18 protein-coding genes and 1 tRNA gene are annotated in these 20,319 nt (G+C 37.5%); 6 read left to right on the top strand and 13 right to left on the bottom strand.

Annotated features, from left to right (window positions below):
• The first annotated feature begins 47 nt into the window (after positions 1–47).
• Positions 48–881, top strand: a complete 834-nt coding sequence (locus J3U27_RS10215; RefSeq protein WP_267377394.1) for a hypothetical protein — start codon at positions 48–50, stop codon at positions 879–881.
• Positions 882–1,130: 249 nt separating this feature from the next.
• Here the strand turns inward: J3U27_RS10215 and J3U27_RS10210 are convergent, their stop codons facing one another.
• On the bottom strand, positions 1,131–2,051 hold the full coding sequence (locus J3U27_RS10210; protein WP_065733765.1) for an L-lactate dehydrogenase: 921 nt from the start codon (positions 2,049–2,051) through the stop codon (positions 1,131–1,133).
• Between the two features lie 330 nt (positions 2,052–2,381).
• Here J3U27_RS10210 and J3U27_RS10205 point away from each other — a divergent pair, with 330 nt between their 5' ends.
• Genes J3U27_RS10205 through J3U27_RS10190 form a run of 4 tightly spaced genes read left to right on the top strand, consistent with a single transcriptional unit; the run spans position 2,382 to position 5,880 of the window.
• Positions 2,382–3,302: a metal ABC transporter substrate-binding protein gene (locus tag J3U27_RS10205; RefSeq protein WP_065563387.1), complete on the top strand. Its 921-nt coding sequence runs from the start codon at positions 2,382–2,384 to the stop codon at positions 3,300–3,302.
• Complete coding sequence (locus tag J3U27_RS10200; protein ID WP_081303320.1) at positions 3,302–4,198, top strand: manganese/iron ABC transporter ATP-binding protein; 897 nt, start codon at positions 3,302–3,304, stop codon at positions 4,196–4,198. Before J3U27_RS10205 ends, J3U27_RS10200 begins: the two co-directional genes overlap by 1 nt.
• Positions 4,199–5,053 (top strand): metal ABC transporter permease, encoded by an 855-nt coding sequence (locus J3U27_RS10195; RefSeq protein ID WP_220225774.1) that lies wholly within the window; start codon positions 4,199–4,201, stop codon positions 5,051–5,053.
• Entirely contained in the window at positions 5,050–5,880 is an 831-nt protein-coding gene (locus J3U27_RS10190) for a metal ABC transporter permease (protein WP_324169849.1), read from the top strand. Before J3U27_RS10195 ends, J3U27_RS10190 begins: the two co-directional genes overlap by 4 nt.
• 35 nt (positions 5,881–5,915) lie before the next feature.
• Here J3U27_RS10190 and dnaB read toward each other — a convergent pair whose 3' ends face one another.
• Genes dnaB through J3U27_RS10175 form a run of 3 tightly spaced genes read right to left on the bottom strand, consistent with a single transcriptional unit; the run spans position 5,916 to position 9,162 of the window.
• The gene (gene dnaB / locus J3U27_RS10185; RefSeq protein WP_267362479.1) at positions 5,916–7,343 is read right to left on the bottom strand and encodes a replicative DNA helicase; all 1,428 of its coding nucleotides are present in this window, start codon (positions 7,341–7,343) and stop codon (positions 5,916–5,918) included.
• A 33-nt stretch (positions 7,344–7,376) separates the two neighbouring features.
• Complete coding sequence (truA, locus tag J3U27_RS10180; protein ID WP_065733761.1) at positions 7,377–8,168, bottom strand: tRNA pseudouridine(38-40) synthase TruA; 792 nt, start codon at positions 8,166–8,168, stop codon at positions 7,377–7,379.
• Positions 8,155–9,162, bottom strand: a complete 1,008-nt coding sequence (locus J3U27_RS10175; protein ID WP_065563382.1) for an aspartate-semialdehyde dehydrogenase — start codon at positions 9,160–9,162, stop codon at positions 8,155–8,157. The genes truA and J3U27_RS10175 overlap by 14 nt, the downstream gene beginning before the upstream one ends.
• Before the next feature lie 174 nt (positions 9,163–9,336).
• On the opposite strand from J3U27_RS10175, the gene J3U27_RS10170 reads away from it, so the two are divergent.
• Positions 9,337–10,383, top strand: a complete 1,047-nt coding sequence (locus tag J3U27_RS10170; protein WP_081299551.1) for a LacI family DNA-binding transcriptional regulator — start codon at positions 9,337–9,339, stop codon at positions 10,381–10,383.
• 25 nt (positions 10,384–10,408) lie between these two features.
• Here J3U27_RS10170 and truB read toward each other — a convergent pair whose 3' ends face one another.
• The 9 genes from truB to trpCF all read right to left on the bottom strand — a co-directional run bounded on the left by truB (position 10,409) and on the right by trpCF (position 20,308).
• On the bottom strand, positions 10,409–11,299 hold the full coding sequence (truB, locus tag J3U27_RS10165; RefSeq protein WP_267377393.1) for a tRNA pseudouridine(55) synthase TruB: 891 nt from the start codon (positions 11,297–11,299) through the stop codon (positions 10,409–10,411).
• A gap of 64 nt (positions 11,300–11,363) precedes the next feature.
• Positions 11,364–11,741 (bottom strand): 30S ribosome-binding factor RbfA, encoded by a 378-nt coding sequence (gene rbfA / locus J3U27_RS10160; protein ID WP_065559531.1) that lies wholly within the window; start codon positions 11,739–11,741, stop codon positions 11,364–11,366.
• A 64-nt stretch (positions 11,742–11,805) separates the two neighbouring features.
• Complete coding sequence (gene infB, locus J3U27_RS10155; protein WP_267331030.1) at positions 11,806–14,454, bottom strand: translation initiation factor IF-2; 2,649 nt, start codon at positions 14,452–14,454, stop codon at positions 11,806–11,808.
• A gap of 17 nt (positions 14,455–14,471) precedes the next feature.
• Positions 14,472–15,947 (bottom strand): transcription termination factor NusA, encoded by a 1,476-nt coding sequence (gene nusA / locus J3U27_RS10150; protein WP_065563378.1) that lies wholly within the window; start codon positions 15,945–15,947, stop codon positions 14,472–14,474.
• Positions 15,948–15,963: 16 nt separating this feature from the next.
• Positions 15,964–16,425: a ribosome maturation factor RimP gene (gene rimP, locus J3U27_RS10145; RefSeq protein ID WP_065563377.1), complete on the bottom strand. Its 462-nt coding sequence runs from the start codon at positions 16,423–16,425 to the stop codon at positions 15,964–15,966.
• Positions 16,426–16,610: 185 nt separating this feature from the next.
• Positions 16,611–16,687 (bottom strand) — tRNA-Met (locus tag J3U27_RS10140).
• Positions 16,688–16,905: 218 nt separating this feature from the next.
• The gene (trpA, locus tag J3U27_RS10135; protein WP_267377392.1) at positions 16,906–17,712 is read right to left on the bottom strand and encodes a tryptophan synthase subunit alpha; all 807 of its coding nucleotides are present in this window, start codon (positions 17,710–17,712) and stop codon (positions 16,906–16,908) included.
• Positions 17,709–18,902, bottom strand: a complete 1,194-nt coding sequence (gene trpB / locus J3U27_RS10130; protein ID WP_065563375.1) for a tryptophan synthase subunit beta — start codon at positions 18,900–18,902, stop codon at positions 17,709–17,711. Before trpB ends, trpA begins: the two co-directional genes overlap by 4 nt.
• Positions 18,903–18,925: 23 nt before the next feature.
• Positions 18,926–20,308: a bifunctional indole-3-glycerol-phosphate synthase TrpC/phosphoribosylanthranilate isomerase TrpF gene (gene trpCF, locus J3U27_RS10125; RefSeq protein ID WP_065563374.1), complete on the bottom strand. Its 1,383-nt coding sequence runs from the start codon at positions 20,306–20,308 to the stop codon at positions 18,926–18,928.
• Positions 20,309–20,319 lie beyond the last annotated feature (11 nt).

The raw sequence follows: 20,319 nt of genomic DNA, 5'->3' as shown, positions 1-20,319 counted from the left end.
CTGCAAAAACTGTAAATATTTAGTAATAAAAGGGATTTTATAGGAAAATGAAAAAAATAGTTTCAACTTTGTATTTAGCGATATTTTTTACTCTGTTTAACACTCATGTAGTGTTTGCGGATGATCACTCATTTAATCATAGAAAGCATTTTGATTCCTTCGATGACTTCTATCAAAGTTTACCTGTTTTATCCATGCCTATTGATAGCAATAGTACCGCCAATGGAATATATGTTGATAGCAAATTTTTTCATTTCGATGATAATGATTATAGCTATTATGATGAACCAATTGTTGAAGTCGACAAATATTATACGCTAAAAAATCTAAAAGCTATTGGTCGCTTTGAAATGGGTGATATCAAATTTATACTTTATGATTATACTTTTGCTTTTGATAGTCTAGGCGAAGGTTTCAACGAAGATAACAAATTAATTAATGCTTTTGACAAAAATGGAAAATATCTAGATGAATTAATGGTAGCAGGAAAAGATAGACATGAAGATCACATATTTTACTTTTCATCCATGATTAAAGATCAGCTATTTCATATTAAACTAGACTCTGTTTATGATGACGAAGATAAAACAACGATTGATTTAACTTATCAGTTTCGTGACAATCAGTTTTGGTTAAAAAAACCTCCTGTAGACTGTCAAACTGTAAATTTACAGCAATATTTGAATAAACTTACCGAGCAAGAGTTTGCCGATATTGATGATATCGTGGCATTTAGTGATTATATTGATTGTTATCCTATATCCGAAAATTTGCAAACATATAAACAAATCGCTGAATATATTAATAATGCTAGAAGTTATTTTCTTAGTTCTGCTGAATTAAAAAAATTGCATGAAACAATTCGTATTATTGAGGAGTAAGAACGTCATTATCCAAAGATGGCGCACTGACTGGTTATCTCTTTGAGTGTGTTCAATGTGGTAAGAAAAGATTGCATATTAATTGCAACAAAATGACTATACACCATTTTTATGACGTTAATTTACCCAATCATCAAAAATCAAATTGTACAAGAAGCCGATTTATTAATCGGCTTTAAATAGAATCAGATAAAATGCTTATCGCTATTGGCTGATAAAAGTATGACATAAGTTTTAACTTTAATAAGATTAATTAATATGTTGAATATAACCTTTCACAATATTAATACTTGTATCAAATAGCTGTTTTTCCTGATCGTTAAAATCAAGTTGTATCACTTTTTTAATACCATGCTGATCTAAAATTGCCGGTACCCCTATAGCGACATCTTTATACCCATATTCACCCTCTAAAATACAACTTAATGCTAATGCTCGATGGCTGTTGGTGAAGATGTGTTGGCAAATTTCAGCAATCGTGCTGGCAATGCCGTATTCGGTGCAGTGTTTGTATTTGACGATTTCAAAGCCTTTATTTTTAGCTTTAGTACCAATGTCAGCAAAATTAATTTTATTTTTTTCAAGTTGATTAAGATTTATGCCATAAATTGAAGAGTGTGACCATACCGGAAATTGTGAGTCGCCATGCTCTCCCACAATAAAAGCATCAATACTTTGTGGTCCGATATCCATTTGTTCGCCGAGTAATCGTCGCAGGCGAACTGTATCGAGCCAAACACCCGTACCAATGACGCGATGACGAGGTAAACCAGATAGTTTCCAGACTTGATAAGTAATTGCATCACACGGGTTTGTGGCAATTAGGAATATGCCTTTGAATCCGCTTTTCATCATGTTGGGAATAAGATTAGCCATGATTTTAGATGTGCCTGACAGCTCTTCTGCCCTGCTTTTTTGTGCCAGCCCTGAGGTGACAGTAATAATGGCTATATCGATATCAGCACAGTCCGTCGATTCACGTAAACTGACTTTTATCATGTTTTGGCGATAAGCGGCGGCATCGAGTAGATCTTGTGCGTGACCGTAGGCTAAGTCTTTATTAAGGTCGACTAGTGCGATCTCTTCACAAAATCCACGATTGACTAATGTATAAGCGGTGGTTGAACCGACATTTCCTACACCAATAATCATTACTTTACGTAGTTTCATATTTAGCCTCGTTATTTATAAGTTGTCATTCTACTTTTTTGATGGAGTGCGATATCATCTCCAGTTTAACACTACATTATCTATCGTTCTAATAGATGTAGCTGGCTACGCTTTTTTTGTATTTTTGTTTAATATTGAGTAATAAAAAATTTGACTTTTATTTTATTAATGATAATAATTCTCATTAACATTTAAAATATCATTTTTGCATTTTTAAAGTAATAGGGAGTGATCTAGAAAAGGATTTCGTACATTTCTGATCGTTTATCTACAGCTTATTTTCTGTACTTGATTGAGTTCGAACAGATAGTATACAATAAGGATTAATCAATGAAATTCAATTTTTTTAAAAGCCGTAAGACATTATTAAATGCGATTTTAGCATCGCTACTGGTTTTGACGGGTCTGACCAATTCATCATCAGCTGATGAGAAAAAATTTAAAGTTGTTACCACATTTACCGTTATACAAGATATTGCCCAAAACGTGGCTGGTGATGCCGCGGTTGTGGAGTCAATCACTAAAGTTGGCGCCGAAATTCATGAATACGATCCTACACCACAAGATATTAATAAAGCACTGTCTGCCGATTTGGTGTTGTGGAATGGTTTAAACTTAGAACTTTGGTTTGAGCGCTTTTTTGAAGATATTAAAGATGTGCCTTCAGTTGTCGTAACAGAAGGCATTGAGCCAATGCCGATTCAAGAAGGTAGCTATAAAGGTAATCCAAATCCTCATGCTTGGATGTCACCAACACTTGCTTTAACTTATGTCGAAAATATTCGTGCGGCTTTGGTTAAATATGATCCGAAAAACGCCGAAATATATAATAAGAATGCCGCAGAATATGTGGCAAAAATTAAGGCGCTTGATGCCCCACTTCGTGAGCGTTTAGCTAAGATCCCTGAATCACAGCGTTGGTTAGTGACCAGTGAAGGCGCTTTTAGTTATTTAGCACGTGATTATAATCTTAAAGAGGCGTATCTCTGGCCAATTAATGCCGAGCAACAAGGTACACCTAAACAAGTTAAGCATCTTATTGATTTAGTGCGTGCTAATAATATACCTGTTTTATTTAGTGAGAGTACGATTTCTGATAAACCTGCTAAGCAGGTAAGTAAAGAAACTGGCGCTACTTATGGTGGTGTGTTGTATGTTGATTCACTTTCTACTAAAGATGGCCCTGTTCCTACTTATATCGATTTATTAAAAGTGACGGTTGAAACAATCGCTAAAGGATTCGAAAAATAATGACTCAAATTTGCTTAAATGTTGATGATATTACCGTGACCTATAATAATGGTCATACAGCAATTCATGATGCGAGTTTTCGTTTGAATGGTGGCACTATCTGTGCACTTGTCGGCGTTAATGGTAGTGGGAAATCGACACTATTTAAAAGCATTATGGGGATGATAAAACCCACTAAAGGACAAGTGACGTTTAATGATATTTCGGTAAAACAAGCATTAAAGCAAAATATTATTGCCTATGTTCCTCAAACTGAAGAAGTCGATTGGGATTTTCCGGTTTTGGTATCGGATGTGGTGATGATGGGGCGTTATGGTCATATGTCTTTTTTACGAATACCAAGTAAGGAAGATAAAAGACAAGTCGATCTGGCACTAGAACGAGTCAATATGTTGGATTTTAAGCATCGCCAGATTGGTCAACTTTCTGGCGGTCAAAAAAAACGTGTCTTTTTAGCTAGAGCTTTGGCTCAACAAGGTAAGGTGTTATTGTTAGACGAGCCATTTACGGGCGTTGATGTGAAAACCGAAAATGCCATTATCGATCTGCTTAAAGATCTTCGTGATGAAGGCCATTTGATTTTAGTTTCTACCCACAATTTAGGTAGTGTGCCAGAGTTTTGTGATCAGGTAGTGTTGATTAATCAAACCGTGTTGGCTTTTGGTGAAACTAAAACAACATTTACCCCACAAAATTTGATGATGACATTTGGTGGCGCACTACGTTATTTAAGCTTGTCTGGTGAGCAATTACACCAAGATGAAGATCCTCGTAAAATGTCTATTTTAACTGATGATGAGCGGGCAGCTATATTTTATGGTGAAGGCAATGATGACTCGGCTCACAAAGATTTTCTAGTCGAACCAACTGTTATTGAAACTAAAGGGCAACACTAAATGGAACTGCTTCTTGAACCTTTTACTTATGGCTTTATGTTAAAAGCCATTTGGGTAAGTAGTATTGTTGGTGCAGCTTGCGCATTTTTGTCGGCGTTTTTGATGTTAAAAGGCTGGTCTTTAATGGGAGATGCCCTTTCGCACTCAGTAGTGCCCGGTGTGGCGGGTGCTTATGCGCTTGGCTTACCTTATTCAGTGGGCGCTTTTTTTACCGGTTTGTTAGCGGCTTTATCAATAACAATTGTACGTGCTTTCACTCGTTTAAAAGAAGATGCCATTATTGGTTTTATCTTTTCGACCTTTTTTGCTATTGGTCTTTTAATCATTTCACTAAATCCAACTTCTGTTAATGTGCAAACTATTATTTTTGGTAATATTTTGGGAATTGATGATAGTGATATGTGGCAAGTGCAAATTATTATTTTAGTTTCACTGATTTTACTACTGTTTTTTTGGAAGGATCTGTTAGTGGTCTTTTTTGATGAAACTCATGCTCGTTCAATTGGCTTAAAACCATTACAGTTAAAGATTCTTTTTTTTACTATTTTAAGTGCCTGTACTGTTGCTGCACTGCAAACGGTCGGTGCAATCTTGGTCATAGCGATGGTAGTAACCCCTGGCGCGACGGCTTACTTACTTACCGATAGATTTTCACGGTTGTTAATTATTTCAGTTATCATCGGTGCGCTGACGAGTGCAATTGGCGCTTGGATCAGTTATTTCCTTAATGGTGAAACAGGTGGTGTGATTGTGACATTACAAACTTTAGTCTTTTTGGCAGCATTTTTATTTGCACCAAGACAAGGGTTGATTTCACGCCGAATCAGCCAAGCAAGACAAGGAGGTTCAGTATGATATGGGAACTTATCTATCATCCTCTTACAATTCCTTTTGTTCAACGTGCCATTCTAGCTGCGCTAGCTACTGGTATTGTTTGCGCCCTACTGTCATGCTTTTTAGTGTTAAAAGGCTGGTCGTTGATGGGCGATGCTATTTCTCACGCGGTATTACCCGGTATTGTACTTGCTTATTTAGCTGGGATCCCTTTAATAATTGGTGCATTTGCGTCGGGGTTATTTTGTTCGGTTGCTACTGGTTACATTAAAGATAACAGTCGAATAAAGGAAGATACTGTGATGGGCATCGTTTTTTCGGGAATGTTTGCTTTTGGTTTAGTGCTGTTTTCTAAAGTGGAAACGTCGCAACATTTGAATCATATTTTATTTGGTAGTGTATTGGGAACAAGCTATCAAGAACTCATCCAAATTATTACGATTGCAAGCATTGTTTCGATTTTAGTTATCATTAAACGCCGTGATTTAATGCTGTATTGTTTTGATCCCGTACAAGCAAGAGTAGTTGGTTTGCCAGTTAAATTATTACATTACGGTTTATTAAGTATTTTAGCATTGACTATTGTTGGATCACTTAAAGCTGCAGGTGTTATTTTGGTGATTGCGATGTTAATTGCGCCGGGCATAACCGCATTTTTATTGACTAAACGTTTTGAAAAGATGTTAGTGATTGCAGTAATTGTATCGGTATTTTCAACGGTAACTGGTACTTTAATCAGTTTTCATATAGATGCGTCAACCAGTGCTTGTATTGTGATTTTACAAGCAGTGATTTTTACTCTTGCCCAGTTTTATCGGATCTACGCTAATAAAAAAATAAGGCGTTAATTGAAGTATTGTTTTTCACATTTACGATACTTCAATTATTCGTCATCCAAATATTTACCCGCATCAGCGTAATTATCAAACCTTGAGAATTGACCTTGGAAAGTTAAGCGTACTTTACCAATTGGACCATTTCGCTGTTTACCTAAGATGATTTCTGCAATACCTTTATGTTCTGATGCTTCGTTATATACTTCGTCACGGTAGATGAACATAATTACATCGGCATCTTGTTCGATAGATCCTGATTCACGTAAGTCGGAGTTAACAGGTCGTTTATCGGCGCGTTGTTCTAAGCTTCGGTTTAGCTGTGAAAGAGCAACAACCGGAATTTGTAACTCTTTGGCTAATGCTTTTAATGAGCGTGAGATCTCTGCAATTTCAAGCGTTCGGTTTTCTGATATGTTTGGTACTCGCATCAGCTGTAAGTAATCGACCATGATCATACTTAATCCTTTATGTTCACGGTAAATTCGTCTTGCTCGTGAGCGTAGTTCCATAGGGGTTAATCCTGATGAGTCATCAATGTAGATGTTTTTCTTTTCCAGCAGTAATCCCATGGTGCTCGATATTCTTGCCCAATCATCATCTTGTAGTTGGCCTGTACGAATACGAGTCTGATCAACACGTGATAACGAGGCCAGCATACGCATCATAATCTGTTCTGATGGCATTTCTAAACTAAAGATTAGTACCGGCTTATCTTGCATCATAGCGGCGTTTTCACAAAGGTTCATCGCAAATGTGGTTTTACCCATTGATGGACGAGCGGCAATAATAATTAAGTCTGAACGCTGTAATCCTGCGGTTTTTTTATCTAAATCAAGGAAGCCGGTTGAGACCCCTGTCACGCCATCATGTGGACGCTGGAATAACTCTTCAATTTTTGCGACGGTAGCTTCTAGCACATCGGTAATATTTTTCGGTCCTTCACCCTGCTTAGTACGGCTTTCTGCAATTTGGAAGATTTTGCTTTCAGCTAAGTCTAAAATTTCGGTACTGTCTCGGCCTTCAGTTGAGTAACAGTTATCAGCAATTTCATTTGAAGCACTAATCAGTTCCCGCAATATCGCTTGCTGGCGAATAATGTCGGTATAAGCCACTACGTTAATGGCGCTTGGTGTGTTTTTCGATAACTCAGCTAAATAAGCAAATCCACCCACATCAACAAGTAAGTCTTTACTTTCTAAGCTTTCAGACAAAGTGATTAAGTCAATCGGGGTACCACGACTGACTAAGGTATGCATTTCTGAAAATATGAGTTGGTGATGACGAGAATAAAAATCACGGTCGGTAATCATTTCAGCAACAACATCCCAACGCTGATTATCCAGCATTAGGCTACCAAGCACAGCTTGTTCTGCCTCGATTGAGTGAGGTGGTAATTTTATATTTTGTACTTTTGATTTTTTTGCGTCTTGATTTTTGAGTTCTTTATTTGAATCATCAGTATTCATTGCATTCATCTTTTTATTTAATTTAATCTATAGCTAATTTGCTTACTTTATAAATAATGGCCCTAAAGCGCAATCAGGAATTTGATATTCTAATGGATAATCTACCTGAACCAAATATAAACCTTCAGGTTTCGCGGTTGCTGCAGCTTGAGTACGATCTTTCGCTTTTAATAGCTCATCAATCCACTGTGGTGGTTGATTACCTGCACCAACCTCTAACAAACTTCCGACAATATTGCGTACCATATGATGTACAAAGGCATTTGCTTTGATATCGACAATAACATATTCACCCTGTCTTGTAACTTGAATATGATGAATATTACGCCAGGGCGTTCGCGATTGACACTGCGCAGCTCTAAATGATGAGAAATCATTTTCACCTAATAAATATTGCCCCGCTTGGTGCATCAGTTCTTCATTTAATGGCAGATAATAATGCGTTACGCCTTTGGCCAAAATTGCTGGACGATAACGATGATTATAAATCACATATCGGTAACGCCGAGCCGTTGCGCTAAATCTAGCATGAAAACTGTCATCCACACTTTTTGACCACCGTACAGCGATATTGTCAGGAAGATGAGAGTTTACGCCCATTGTCCATGCTCCTTCACCGCGCTGAGCGTTGGTTTCAAAATGAATTACTTGCCCTGTAGCATGTACGCCAGCGTCGGTTCGTCCTGCACAAAATACGGCTATTGGCTCGTTAGCTATGACAGACAAAGCCGATTCTAACCTTTCTTGGATAGAGTCAACGTGCTGTTGTCGTTGCCAACCAAAATAGCCACTACCATCATATTCGATACCTAATGCAATTTTAGAGGTAGTCATTAATCAGGATCTCAAGTGTCTCGATTAACATTAGTCCACCTAAGTAACGGATATTATCTGCTACTGACCAAAATTGAATTTGTTCATAATTTCCATAGCTGTGTCGTAAATTAGCGAGTTTAATGGTTAAGTTCTTTTCACCTTCGGTATTGACTTCGGTTACTGGGGTTGGTAAATCTTCACTTTTTACTTCAACGCCAAATTCACTAAAACGAGCCATGTCCAATTCAATGGGTAAGCTACTGGAAACATTCACCGCTTGAGCTAGTCCATAAAATACCGGCACAATAACGGATTCAATTGAGATAGGTAAATCATAATTACTTATCACTTTACGAATTTGGTTAATTTGAGTGTGTTCACCTAAACTTTGGTGATCAGACTCATGCGAAAGCGGTAATAAGTTAAAAGCAAGTTGATTGTCAAATAGCTCGTTATCAACTGGCATTCCATTGAGTAATCTAGCGCTTTGTCCTGCCAATTCATCCACACCTGGCTTGCCATATAATGATGAAGGAATAAAGCTGGTTAAATGAAGATTAGTCAGTAATTGAATATCGGTTAGTGATGCAACGCAACGTAATAATTGAGATACGGTTGGGCTTGCAACAGCAATGATATTTTCATTGCGATATTCGGTTAATACGCTGTTATTTACTTTAGGTACAATTAATGGGATATGGTCTTGATCAGCAAAAAATCCGCTCGCATCAATAACGATACAGCCTGCTTGAGCAGCTGTTTGAGCATATTTTTCGCTAGTTTTAGTACCTGCAACAAAAAAGGCAAAATGGCATTGGCTCCAATCCATTTGCTCGCTATCAATGACGGTTAAATTTTTACCGGCAAAACGAATTACTTCGCCAGCGCTATTATCGCTACCGACTAAATAGAGATTTTCAATTTCAATAGTTTTTGAGTCATTTAATAACTCAATTAGCGCAGAACCTACTTGTCCTGTCGCACCAACAATGGCGATATTCCATGCAGACATATGATAAACCCGAATTAAAGTATTTAATGGCAATTATACCACTTTATTGTTAAAGATTTTGGAAAAAAGATATTTTCTAAATTTTGGAATCTTGCTCGAAAAATTGAATTTTAGTTGATTACAATTTTAATAATCCTCGTTAAAGTAATTTTATATTTAACTAAATTTATAATTATGGCGAAGATCTCATTATCAATGATAGCGAAAGAGGCAAAGGTTTCAATCGCATCTGTATCAAGAGTATTAAGAACACCCAACCTAACATCTCCACAAACTCAATTTCTTGTTTATCAGGCGATGAAGGCTTTAAATGTTGATCTATCAAAAAATTTAAAAGATTATCAACCCGTTCATGAAAGCAATAAAATTTTAGTTGTTGATAATCAGCTTATCTCTAAAAGCTTAATCAATTTTGGTATTGAGCAAGTTTTACATGAAGCTGGGTTTCAACTGTTTTATTTACAATTTCCTTATAAGGTTAAAAATGATCTCTATTATTTAATTCAATATATTAAGCAAAATTGTTTTATTGGCATTATCATTATAAATCAAGCTCCCTACCTTACCCAGCTATATAGTTATAAAAATTCATTACCACCCATTGTATTTGTTAATCATTTTAAGAAGAATTTTACCTGTGTTCATTTCGATCATCTGACAATTGGATATCAAACCACTCAGCATTTAATTGAGCAGGGGCATAATAAGATCGCAATTTTTATTAATAGCGATAAAAATACTAACTCCTCATTTTTCTTGCAAGGCTATCAACAGGCTTTTCAACGAATCAATATGCCGATCGATAGTGATTATGTCATTCAAGGTTGCCTTACGTATGAACATGGGCGAGATGCCATTAAGACACTACTTCAAAGCAATAAGCCGCCGACAGCCGTTATTTTTGAGGATTTGAGTAGTCTCTCTTGTTATGATTGCTATCATACGCAAAATTATTTATCGAATTATCGTTCACTTTTTGGCGCATTACACCAAGTCAAAAAGAGCCAATCACAATTACTACATCCGCTTGCAATTACTTATATTAGCCATACCAATGATCTTCAATATAATGAATTAGATCAATTGAGTAGAGTCAATAAGCCTTTATACAAAATGGGATGTAAATCAGCACAATTGTTATGTGATCTTCTTGAACATAATATGACATCATTATCACAATGCCATACTATTGATACCGAAATGTTTTTTACTAATTGCTAATATTTTAAATGGATTAACGTTTTAATTAGGATGTTGAAATTAATCTTTTAGGTGACAATTTATTAAGGATTTGAGTTCCTGCACCAATAAATTGTTGGCCTTGATAAATTCTGACTAATGTTTCAACGCTTACACTATTTTCAACAATTACAGTTCTACCTAATAAAATGTCTTTACCTTGGCTTTCACTTAATACCACTTTAGGGCGGTCTTGTAGTGGGCTATCGACTGGCATAAGCAATGGTTCATTTTGCAATTCATCTAGGGTTATCATGTTATCGATAGGATAATTTGATACTTGTAGACGTCTTAAATAAATTACATGTGCACCACAGCCAAGTAATTCACCTAAATCATCAATAATGGTACGAATATAAGTCCCTTTTGAACAATGGATTTCTAAGGTTAATTCGTGCTTAGTTGAATCGTATTGGATAAACTGGTTTTCATAAATTGTAATGGGCCTAGCTTCTCGCTCTATAACAATACCTTGGCGAGCATATTCATAAAGTGGTTTGCCTTGATATTTTAAAGCCGAAAACATGGTTGGAACTTGTAAAATATCACCGCGAAAATGAGTTAATGCTTCGTCGATTTGTGATTGAGTGATATTAACCGATCTAGTTGAAATTATTTGACCATCCGCATCAGACGTGTCAGTACGCTCACCCAATTTGGCGATCACGCGATAGCGTTTGTCAGAATCTAACAAGTATTGTGAAAATTTCGTCGCTTCACCAAAACAGATAGGTAACATTCCAGTGGCTAATGGATCTAGCGCGCCAGTATGCCCTGCTTTTTTTGCGTTGAATAATCTTTTCACTTTTTGTAAGGCATCATTTGATGTCATGCCTTGTGGTTTGTCTAATAACAAAACGCCGTGAACATCACGGCGAGTTTTTTTTATATTCATCATCGATATTTTATTTGAAACGGATCACACTCCTCAATATTTTTTACAATATTGAGCAATTTTTTTATTAATCTTTATGACGTTCGTTATCTTGTTTAATAACATCAGATACTAGACTAGACATCTGCATACCTTTAACAAGTGATTCATCATAAAAGAATTTAATTTCAGGAATAATTCGTAAACGCATTGCTTTACCAATGAGTGTTCGAATATACCCTTTAGCATCATTTAAGACAGTCAATCCTTGCTCGATAACTTGTGGATCATCATCGTTTAAAAACGTTACAAACACTTTTGCATAAGAGAGATCACGTGAAATATCTACACCCGAAACCGTTACCATGCCTAAACGTGGATCTTTGATTTCACGCTGTAAAATAATCGCAATCTCTTTTTGTAATTCGTGTCCGACCCGAGACGATCGATTAAATGCTTTTGCCATATCTATTTTCCTTAAAATGTGAATAAGCAAGGTTTATAAAAACCTTGCTTATTTAGCGTATTAACTAAATAGTACGCTGGATTTCGACAGTTTCAAAGACTTCGATAGTATCGCCAACGCGAACATCATTGTAGTTACGAACACCAATACCACACTCCATGCCGTTACGAACTTCGTTAACGTCATCTTTGAAGCGACGTAATGATTCAAGTTCGCCTTCATAGATAACCACGTTATCACGTAATACACGAATTGGGTTATGACGTTTAACTACGCCTTCAGTTACCATACAACCAGCGATTGCACCAAATTTAGGTGATTTAAATACATCACGCACTTCAGCAAGACCAATAATCTCTTGCTTGTATTCTGGAGCAAGCATACCGCTCATGGCTTGTTTAACTTCATCAATTAAGTCATAAATAACTGAATAGTAACGTAAATCTAAGTTTTCAGCTTCAACAACTTTACGCGCTGAAGCATCGGCACGAACATTAAAACCAAGGATAATAGCATTAGATGCTGCTGCAAGTGATGCATCAGTTTCGGTGATACCACCTACGCCTGAACCAATGATTTTAACTTTAACTTCATCTGTTGATAGTTTTAGTAATGAATCAGAAATTGCTTCAACCGAACCTTGTACGTCAGCTTTAAGGACGATATTAAGTTCAGATACGTCACCTTCAGTCATGTTAGTAAACATGTTTTCAAGTTTCGCTTTTTGTTGACGTGCAAGTTTAACATCACGGAATTTACCTTGACGATATAAGGCAACTTCACGTGCTTTCTTTTCATCACGTACAACTGTTGCTTCATCACCTGCTGACGGTACACCTGAAAGACCTAAAATCTCAACCGGAATTGATGGGCCCGCTTCGGTAACTTCTTTACCTAATTCGTTGCGCATTGCACGAATACGACCATATTCAAATCCACATAATACGATATCACCTTTACGTAAGGTACCTGATTGAACAAGTACTGTAGCAACAGAACCACGACCTTTATCAAGGAATGATTCGATAACGACACCGCTAGCCATACCTGATTCATAAGCAGTAAGTTCAAGTACTTCTGCTTGTAATAAAATCGCTTCAAGTAGTTGGTCAATTCCCGTACCAGCTTTTGCTGAAACATGAACGAACTGAGTATCACCGCCCCAATCTTCTGACATCACGCCATATTGAGCAAGTTCACCTTTGACACGTTCCGGATCGGCTTCTGGCTTATCAATTTTGTTTACTGCAACAACAATTGGTACATTTGCCGCTTTCGCATGTTGAATCGCCTCAATAGTTTGTGGCATCACACCATCATCAGCGGCAACAACTAATACCACGATGTCGGTTGCTTTAGCACCACGAGCACGCATTGATGTAAATGCAGCATGGCCTGGAGTATCTAAGAATGTGATTTCTCCGCTTGAGGTTTTAACATGGTAAGCACCGATGTGCTGAGTAATACCACCAGCTTCGCCTGAAGCAACTTTTGCTTTACGAATATAGTCAAGTAGTGAGGTTTTACCATGGTCAACATGGCCCATGATAGTCACAACAGGTGCGCGAGAAACTTTTTCTGCACCAGTATCACGGTCGCTCATTAGTGATTCTTCAAGTTCGTTTTCACGACGAAGTACCACTTTGTGTCCCATTTCTTCAGCAACAAGTTGAGCGGTTTCTTGGTCGATAACCTGATTGATGGTTGCCATTGCACCCATTTTCATCATGGTTTTGATCACTTCTGAACCTTTTACTGCCATTTTGTTAGCAAGTTCGGCAACAGTGATGGTTTCACCAATAACCACATCACGGTTAATTGCTTGTACTGGTTTAGTAAAGCTTTGTTGTAAAGTACTTTTGCCTTTCTTCTTGTGGCTACTACGCGTTACAGCACGCGCTTCTTCACGTTCTGCTTTACCTTCTGATAATTTGCTCGATTTTTTCTGTTTAGTCTGTTTACTACCGCGTCCACGACCACGACCACCTTCAACTTCACGGTCGGTATCATCTTCAGCTGCACGAGCATATTTAGATGTAGTGACATGATAATCATCATCATCACTGTTATCTGTTTCATCACTATCGTTATATTGTTCAGCAAGTTTGCGCGCTTCTTCCGCCATACGTTTGGCTTCTTCTTCAAGTTTACGACGGTTTTCTTCTTCCGCTTTACGCTTGATTTCGTTTGCTTCGGCTTCTAAGCGAGCTTTTTCTTCTTGCGCTTTTTTCACTTTTGGATCAGCTGCTTGTTCTTGAGCAACTTTCGCTTTTTCTTCTTGATTGCGTTTTTTAGCTTCGGCTTCTTCGCGTTTCTTCTGCTCTTGAGCCTCTTGTTTAGCTTTTTCTTCAGCCTCTTTACGTGCTTTCAATTCAGCTTCTTGTTTCGCTTTTTGTTCCGCTTCAAGACGCGCTTTCTCTAATTCAGCAGGATCTTGTTTCACGATAGTGCGTTTTTTACGAACTTCAACTTTGATTTCTTTACTTTTGCCACCACCGCTTGACACATTTAGTGTTGAATGTGTTTTACGTTGTAAAGTTAATTTTGTTGGGCCTTGCTGAGGTTTTAAATGCGCAAGCAAAGCTTCTTTTTCCTTTTGAGTAACAGTATCTGATGCAGTCTTTTTCATTCCGGCATCAGCAAACTGTTGCAAAAGTGTTTGCACTGGTGTATTTATTTCTTGAGCCAGTGTTTCGATTGATACTTTGGTCATGTATAACTTTCCCTCAATTATTCATTTGCAAACCAACAAATATTACGGGCAGCCATAATAAAATCGCCAGCTTGTTTGCTTGTTAAACCTTCAATGTCTGTAAGATCATCTGTACCTTGTTCAGCTAAATCTTCTAGAGTCACAATATCTTGTTGTGCTAATTGATAGGCTAATTCTTGTGTCATACCTGGTAGATCTAATAGATCTTGTGCAGGTCGTTTATCACCACTGTGAGCAAGTGCGATAGTCGTTAAGGCATCTTTTGCTCGATTTCTTAATGCATCAACCAGTTCTTCATCAAGTTCTTCAATTTCAAGTAACTCATCTACTGGTACATAAGCAAGCTCTTCAAGTGAAGTAAATCCTTCTTCAACTAAAAGTTGTGCAAGATCTTCTTCAATATCTAAATGTTTCATTAGGTTATTGATTGCTGCGAAAGATTCTGCTTGGTGTTTTTCTTGAAGATCTTCAGTACTCATGACGTTTAACGTCCAACCAGTAAGTTGTGATGCTAAACGGATATTTTGTCCATTACGGCCGATAGCTTGCGGTAAGGTATCGGCATTAACGGCAACATCCATAGTGTGTTTGTCTTCATCAACTACGATAGATACTACATCGGCTGGTGCCATAGCATTAATAACATATTGAGCTGGGTTATCATCCCATAAAACAATATCAATACGTTCACCACCAAATTCATTCGAAACAGCTTGAACGCGAGCACCTCGCATACCGACACATGCACCAACAGGGTCAATACGGCGGTCATTACTGCTAACAGCAATTTTAGCGCGAGAACCTGGATCACGAGCAACACCTTTGATGTCGATCATCTCTTCGCCAATTTCAGGTACTTCTATACGGAATAGTTCTTCCATCATTTCAGGATTTGAACGACTAACACAGAGTTGTGCTGGTTTATTATCTTGTTCTACAAGATATAAAATACCTCGAACACGGTCACCAATTCGGAAGTTTTCACGTGGTAACATATCATGGCGAGACATCATTGCATCAGCGTTATTACCTAAATCAAGGATAACACTATCACGGTTGGTCTTTTTAACAATACCCGTTACGATATCACCAATTCGGTTTCTAAACATGTCAATAACCATAGCACGCTCAGCTTCGCGTACTTTTTGAACGATGACTTGTTTAGCTGTTTGTGTTGTAATGCGGTCGAATGCGACTGATTCAATTTGTTCTTCAACATAGTCACCTACTTTTACATTAGGATCTTCAAATTGAGCTGCTTCCAATGTGATTTCTTTAGTAGGTTGAGTCACTTCATTAACCACTAACCAACGGCGGAACGTATCATAATCACCCGTTTTGTGGTCAATTTTTACGACAACATCTATATCAACAGTATGTTTCTTTTTAGTGGCCGTTGCTAACGCGGTTTCTAGCGCTTCGAAAATTTTGTCACGTGTAAGTGCCTTTTCATTAGATACCGCTTCAACAACAGCTAAAATTTCTTTATTCATCCTTTACACCCGTACTCTATTTAAGGTTAAAATTAGGTACAATATTCGCCTTTTGTATATTACTAAAAGCAAACACTTCATCATTTTCATCCACGATTAATGTAATCATTTCATTATCAATGGATTTAATCTTTCCTTTCCACTTGCGGCGATTGGCAACAGGAATACGCAAACTTATTGTGACTTCTTCACCAATAAAACGTTGGTAATGTTCAAGCGTAAACAAAGGTCGATCCATACCTGGTGAGGAGACCTCGAGATTGTAAGCATCTTTAATTGGGTCTTCTACATCAAGTACCGCACTAATTTGTCGACTAACATCAGCACAATCATCAACGGTAATACCATTTTCACTATCAATATATACGCGCAAAACTGGGTAACGACCACGAATGTATTCAACCCCAACTAGCTCAAAGCCAAGTGCATTAACAGGCTCTTGGATGATTTCGGTCAATTGCTGTTCTAAATTAGCCAAACAAACCTCCACTGCAGAAAATAAAAAAGGGCATAAAGCCCAACATTCCTTTTAAACTAACGTTTAAATCATATAAAAAAACCCCGACAAGCGAGGCTACATATAAAACATAATATAATGAAGCCACTTGATTCGAACTTTCAGACAATAAAAATAGGATAGATTAATATGAATGAAAATTTAAGTGGTTGCGGGGGCTGGATTTGAACCAACGACCTTCGGGTTATGAGCCCGACGAGCTACCAAGCTGCTCCACCCCGCGATAGATGGCTGAAGATTATACTGTATTTTGTAAAAATTGCAACCCAAAATCATATCAGAATTCACAAAAAGCCTAAAGTTATTGAAACTAAGGGGCTATGATTTTTAAATGGTGAACAATTATGATTAATCTATAGTTGTGTTTTATATATGTATAATTATTCGTTTTTCAAGTGAATTAATCCGCCTAATATTCAGCGGATTAATCATTGGTTGATGTTACTTTTGCGTTGCTGCTTTCATGGTTTTAACGAAAGTTGTTAATTCACTCAGCATTTTGTCTGGATTATTAAGATTGTTTTCAATGATTTTAACCGTTGCCGATCCAGCAATAGCTCCCGCTGCACCCGATTTAATTGCTTCACTAACTTGAGCGGGTTCTGAAATACCAAAACCTTGAATTGCTGGTGGTGCTTTAAATTCAGTTAGTTTTTCGAGTAAATGAGTGAGTGGTTTATTAGCACGGTTTTCTGTACCGGTTACTCCTGCTCGTGATACTAAGTAAGTATAACCTTTGCCTCGTTTAGCAATATTTTCAATCACTTCATCGTCCGCATTAGGTGGACAGATAAATATTGGTGCGATGCTATGTTTTTCAGCAGCACCCGTAAACTCTTCGGCATACTCTACAGGTAAATCAGCAATTAATACTGAATCCACCCCTGCTTTAGCACACTTCGCATAGAAGTTATCAATACCATTTTTAAATACTAAATTGGCATAGATTAATAATCCAACTGGAATATCAGGATTGTTTTCGCGGATTTTGGTTAAGATTTCGAAGCATTTGGCAACGGTTATGCCACCATTAAAAGCACGAATATTAGCATTTTGTATAGTTGGACCATCTGCCATTGGGTCAGAAAAAGGAATGCCTAGTTCTAACGCATCAGCCCCTGCATCAATCATTGTTTGAATAATTTGATAGGAAAGCTGTGGATTAGGATCACCAACTGGAACAAAAGGAACAAATGCACCTCGTTTTTCGACTGTTAATCGGTCAAACAGTTTTTGATAACGGCTCATTCTATTTCTCCTTTTGCTTTTAATACATCGTAAACCGTAAAAATATCTTTATCGCCACGACCTGATAAATTGACAATTAATAGTTGCTCTTTGTTTGGATTTTCTTTAATCATCTTAAGTGCATAGGCTAAGGCATGAGATGACTCTAAAGCCGGAATAATTCCTTCATTGCGTGATAAGGCCTGAAACGCTTCAAGCGCTTCATCATCAGTGATAGAGACATAATCTGCCCGACCAATACTATCTAAATAAGCGTGTTGCGGTCCAACAGCTGGAAAATCAAGGCCTGCAGAAATCGAATAAGACTCTTCAATTTGGCCTTCTTCGGTTTGCATCATTGGGGCTTTCATACCGAAGTAAATACCGAGTTTACCATGTTTAAGTGATGCACCATGTTCGCCACTTTCGATGCCATGGCCTCCTGGTTCAACCCCAATTAATTTTACTGACTTATCATCAATAAAATTAGCAAACATCCCAATTGCGTTTGAACCGCCACCAACACAAGCGATGACAGCATCAGGTAATCGACCCTCTTTTTCCAAAATTTGTTGTTTCGCTTCACGGCTAATTATTTGTTGGAATTCACGCACTATGGTTGGGAATGGGTGCGGTCCAGCAGCGGTACCTAACATATAGTGAGCGGTTTCGTAACTACCAGACCAATCTCGCAATGCTTCATTACAAGCATCTTTTAAGGTTGCAGAGCCGGTTTCAACCGGAATAACTGTTGCCCCCATGAGTCGCATTCTAAATACGTTCGGAGCTTGGCGTTTAACATCTTTAGCCCCCATATATATTCGGCATTTTAAACCCAATAATGCACACGCCAATGCTGAAGCAACGCCATGCTGACCTGCGCCAGTTTCGGCAATAATTTCAGTTTTACCCATTCTTTTAGCGAGTAATGCTTGGCCTAATACTTGATTAGTTTTATGCGCACCACCGTGAACTAAATCTTCACGTTTTAGATATAGTTTTGTTTTGGTCCCTGCGGTAAGATTTTTACACAGTGTTAATGCTGTCGGGCGACCAGCGTAGTTAACCAAAAGATCGTTAAATTCTTTTTGAAAACTTGGATCGTGTATCGCCGATATAAAAGCATCCTCAAGTTGTTCAAGCACAGGCATCAATATTTGTGGCACATATTGACCACCAAATTTGCCAAAATAAGGATTTAATTTAGACATAACCATTCCTTTAATGTAATCAGTTAAATTTGTTCAAATACTAATTTGATTTTTTGTTTATCTTTAATTCCTGGTGAAACTTCAACGCCCGAATTAAGGTCAACACCAATAACATCGGTAGTGAGCGCCTCACTCACATTTTGCGGATTAATACCACCAGCCAAAATGACATTACTTAAATCTTTGTCACGTAAAAGTGACCAATCAAAACTTTTACCTGTTCCACCGGCACCATTATCAAATATGTAACGTGATACTAGTGGGTTATCATGATTTGGGATGTTATCGCTAATACTTAACGCTTTCCAGATCTGACAGGTTGAGGGTAATTTTTGGCGAAGTGTTTTGATATAGTTATCATCCTCATGACCATGCAATTGCACTGCATAAAGTGATAGTTGTTTAGCTATTTCGCATACTTCATCTATATCACTATCTTTAAAAACACCAACCCAATTCAAGGGTGCCGATGCGATAACACTACGCGCTTTAGTCGGTGTTATATATCTTGGTGATTTAGGCACAAAAATTAATCCACCATAAACCGCACCAGCTTGGTAGACGGTTATTGCATCCTGTGGTTGGGTTAAGCCACAAACTTTATTTTCACCTAGCATTACTTTACGGATAGCTAAGGTTAAGTTTGGCTCAGACATAAGTGCACTACCAATTAAAAAACCGTTAGCATAATGGCTAAGATCTTTAACTTGATTGTGCGTATAAATACCTGATTCACTAATAATGATTCGATCATCAGGGATTGTTTTTGATAAAGTTTTTACCCGATTGAGATCAACCGACAGATCGCGTAAATTACGGTTATTAATACCAATCACTTTAGCGCCAAGTTTGATAGCTCGTTCAACTTCTTGTTCGGTACTCGCTTCCGTCAGTACCCCCATATTAAGTTGATGAGCAACTTGGCTTAAGTGACGATATTCATCATCATTGACTACCGATAACATTAACAAGATGGCATCAGCCTGATAATAACGTGCTAAGTAAATTTGATATTCATCGATAATAAAGTCTTTGCAAAGTACGGGTTGGGTGACTTCATTACGTACTATTGGTAAAAACTCAAAACGACCTTGAAAGTATTTTTCGTCAGTTAAAACTGAGATTGCCGAAGCATAATCTTTGTAAACTTTGGCTATACTTGCTGGGTCAAAATCATCTCGAATTAATCCCTTGGATGGCGATGCTTTTTTACATTCTAAAATAAATACCGTTTTCGGTTGATTTAACGCTTGGTAAAAATCACGATCACTAGGTACAACTTTATTTTTAAAATTAGCCAGTGGATTTTTAATTTGTTGCTCGGCAAGCCATAGCTGTTTATCTTCAATGATCTTTTTTAAAACCGTTGCCATTTCAACATTTTCAGTTAATGCTGCAATTGCCATCTTATTCTCCA

Origin of the sequence: Gilliamella sp. B2911 (assembly GCF_026536965.1) — a bacterium.
Lineage (GTDB): Bacteria > Pseudomonadota > Gammaproteobacteria > Enterobacterales > Orbaceae > Gilliamella > Gilliamella apicola_E.
The sequence above is the reverse complement of the archived record's forward strand: the minus strand, read 5'-3'. Positions and strand labels throughout refer to the sequence as shown.

Excerpts from the sequence above, each read along its gene's own strand:
- J3U27_RS10215 (WP_267377394.1), top strand. The coding sequence starts at position 48 with ATGAAAAAAATAGTTTCAACTTTGTATTTAGCGATATTTTTTACTCTG.
- J3U27_RS10210 (WP_065733765.1), bottom strand. The coding sequence starts at position 2,051 with ATGAAACTACGTAAAGTAATGATTATTGGTGTAGGAAATGTCGGTTCA.
- J3U27_RS10205 (WP_065563387.1), top strand. The coding sequence starts at position 2,382 with ATGAAATTCAATTTTTTTAAAAGCCGTAAGACATTATTAAATGCGATT.
- J3U27_RS10200 (WP_081303320.1), top strand. The coding sequence starts at position 3,302 with ATGACTCAAATTTGCTTAAATGTTGATGATATTACCGTGACCTATAAT.
- J3U27_RS10195 (WP_220225774.1), top strand. The coding sequence starts at position 4,199 with ATGGAACTGCTTCTTGAACCTTTTACTTATGGCTTTATGTTAAAAGCC.
- J3U27_RS10190 (WP_324169849.1), top strand. The coding sequence starts at position 5,050 with ATGATATGGGAACTTATCTATCATCCTCTTACAATTCCTTTTGTTCAA.
- dnaB (WP_267362479.1), bottom strand. The coding sequence starts at position 7,343 with ATGAATGCAATGAATACTGATGATTCAAATAAAGAACTCAAAAATCAA.
- truA (WP_065733761.1), bottom strand. The coding sequence starts at position 8,168 with ATGACTACCTCTAAAATTGCATTAGGTATCGAATATGATGGTAGTGGC.
- J3U27_RS10175 (WP_065563382.1), bottom strand. The coding sequence starts at position 9,162 with ATGTCTGCATGGAATATCGCCATTGTTGGTGCGACAGGACAAGTAGGT.
- J3U27_RS10170 (WP_081299551.1), top strand. The coding sequence starts at position 9,337 with ATGGCGAAGATCTCATTATCAATGATAGCGAAAGAGGCAAAGGTTTCA.
- truB (WP_267377393.1), bottom strand. The coding sequence starts at position 11,299 with ATGATGAATATAAAAAAAACTCGCCGTGATGTTCACGGCGTTTTGTTA.
- rbfA (WP_065559531.1), bottom strand. The coding sequence starts at position 11,741 with ATGGCAAAAGCATTTAATCGATCGTCTCGGGTCGGACACGAATTACAA.
- infB (WP_267331030.1), bottom strand. The coding sequence starts at position 14,454 with ATGACCAAAGTATCAATCGAAACACTGGCTCAAGAAATAAATACACCA.
- nusA (WP_065563378.1), bottom strand. The coding sequence starts at position 15,947 with ATGAATAAAGAAATTTTAGCTGTTGTTGAAGCGGTATCTAATGAAAAG.
- trpA (WP_267377392.1), bottom strand. The coding sequence starts at position 17,712 with ATGAGCCGTTATCAAAAACTGTTTGACCGATTAACAGTCGAAAAACGA.
- trpB (WP_065563375.1), bottom strand. The coding sequence starts at position 18,902 with ATGTCTAAATTAAATCCTTATTTTGGCAAATTTGGTGGTCAATATGTG.
- trpCF (WP_065563374.1), bottom strand. The coding sequence starts at position 20,308 with ATGGCAATTGCAGCATTAACTGAAAATGTTGAAATGGCAACGGTTTTA.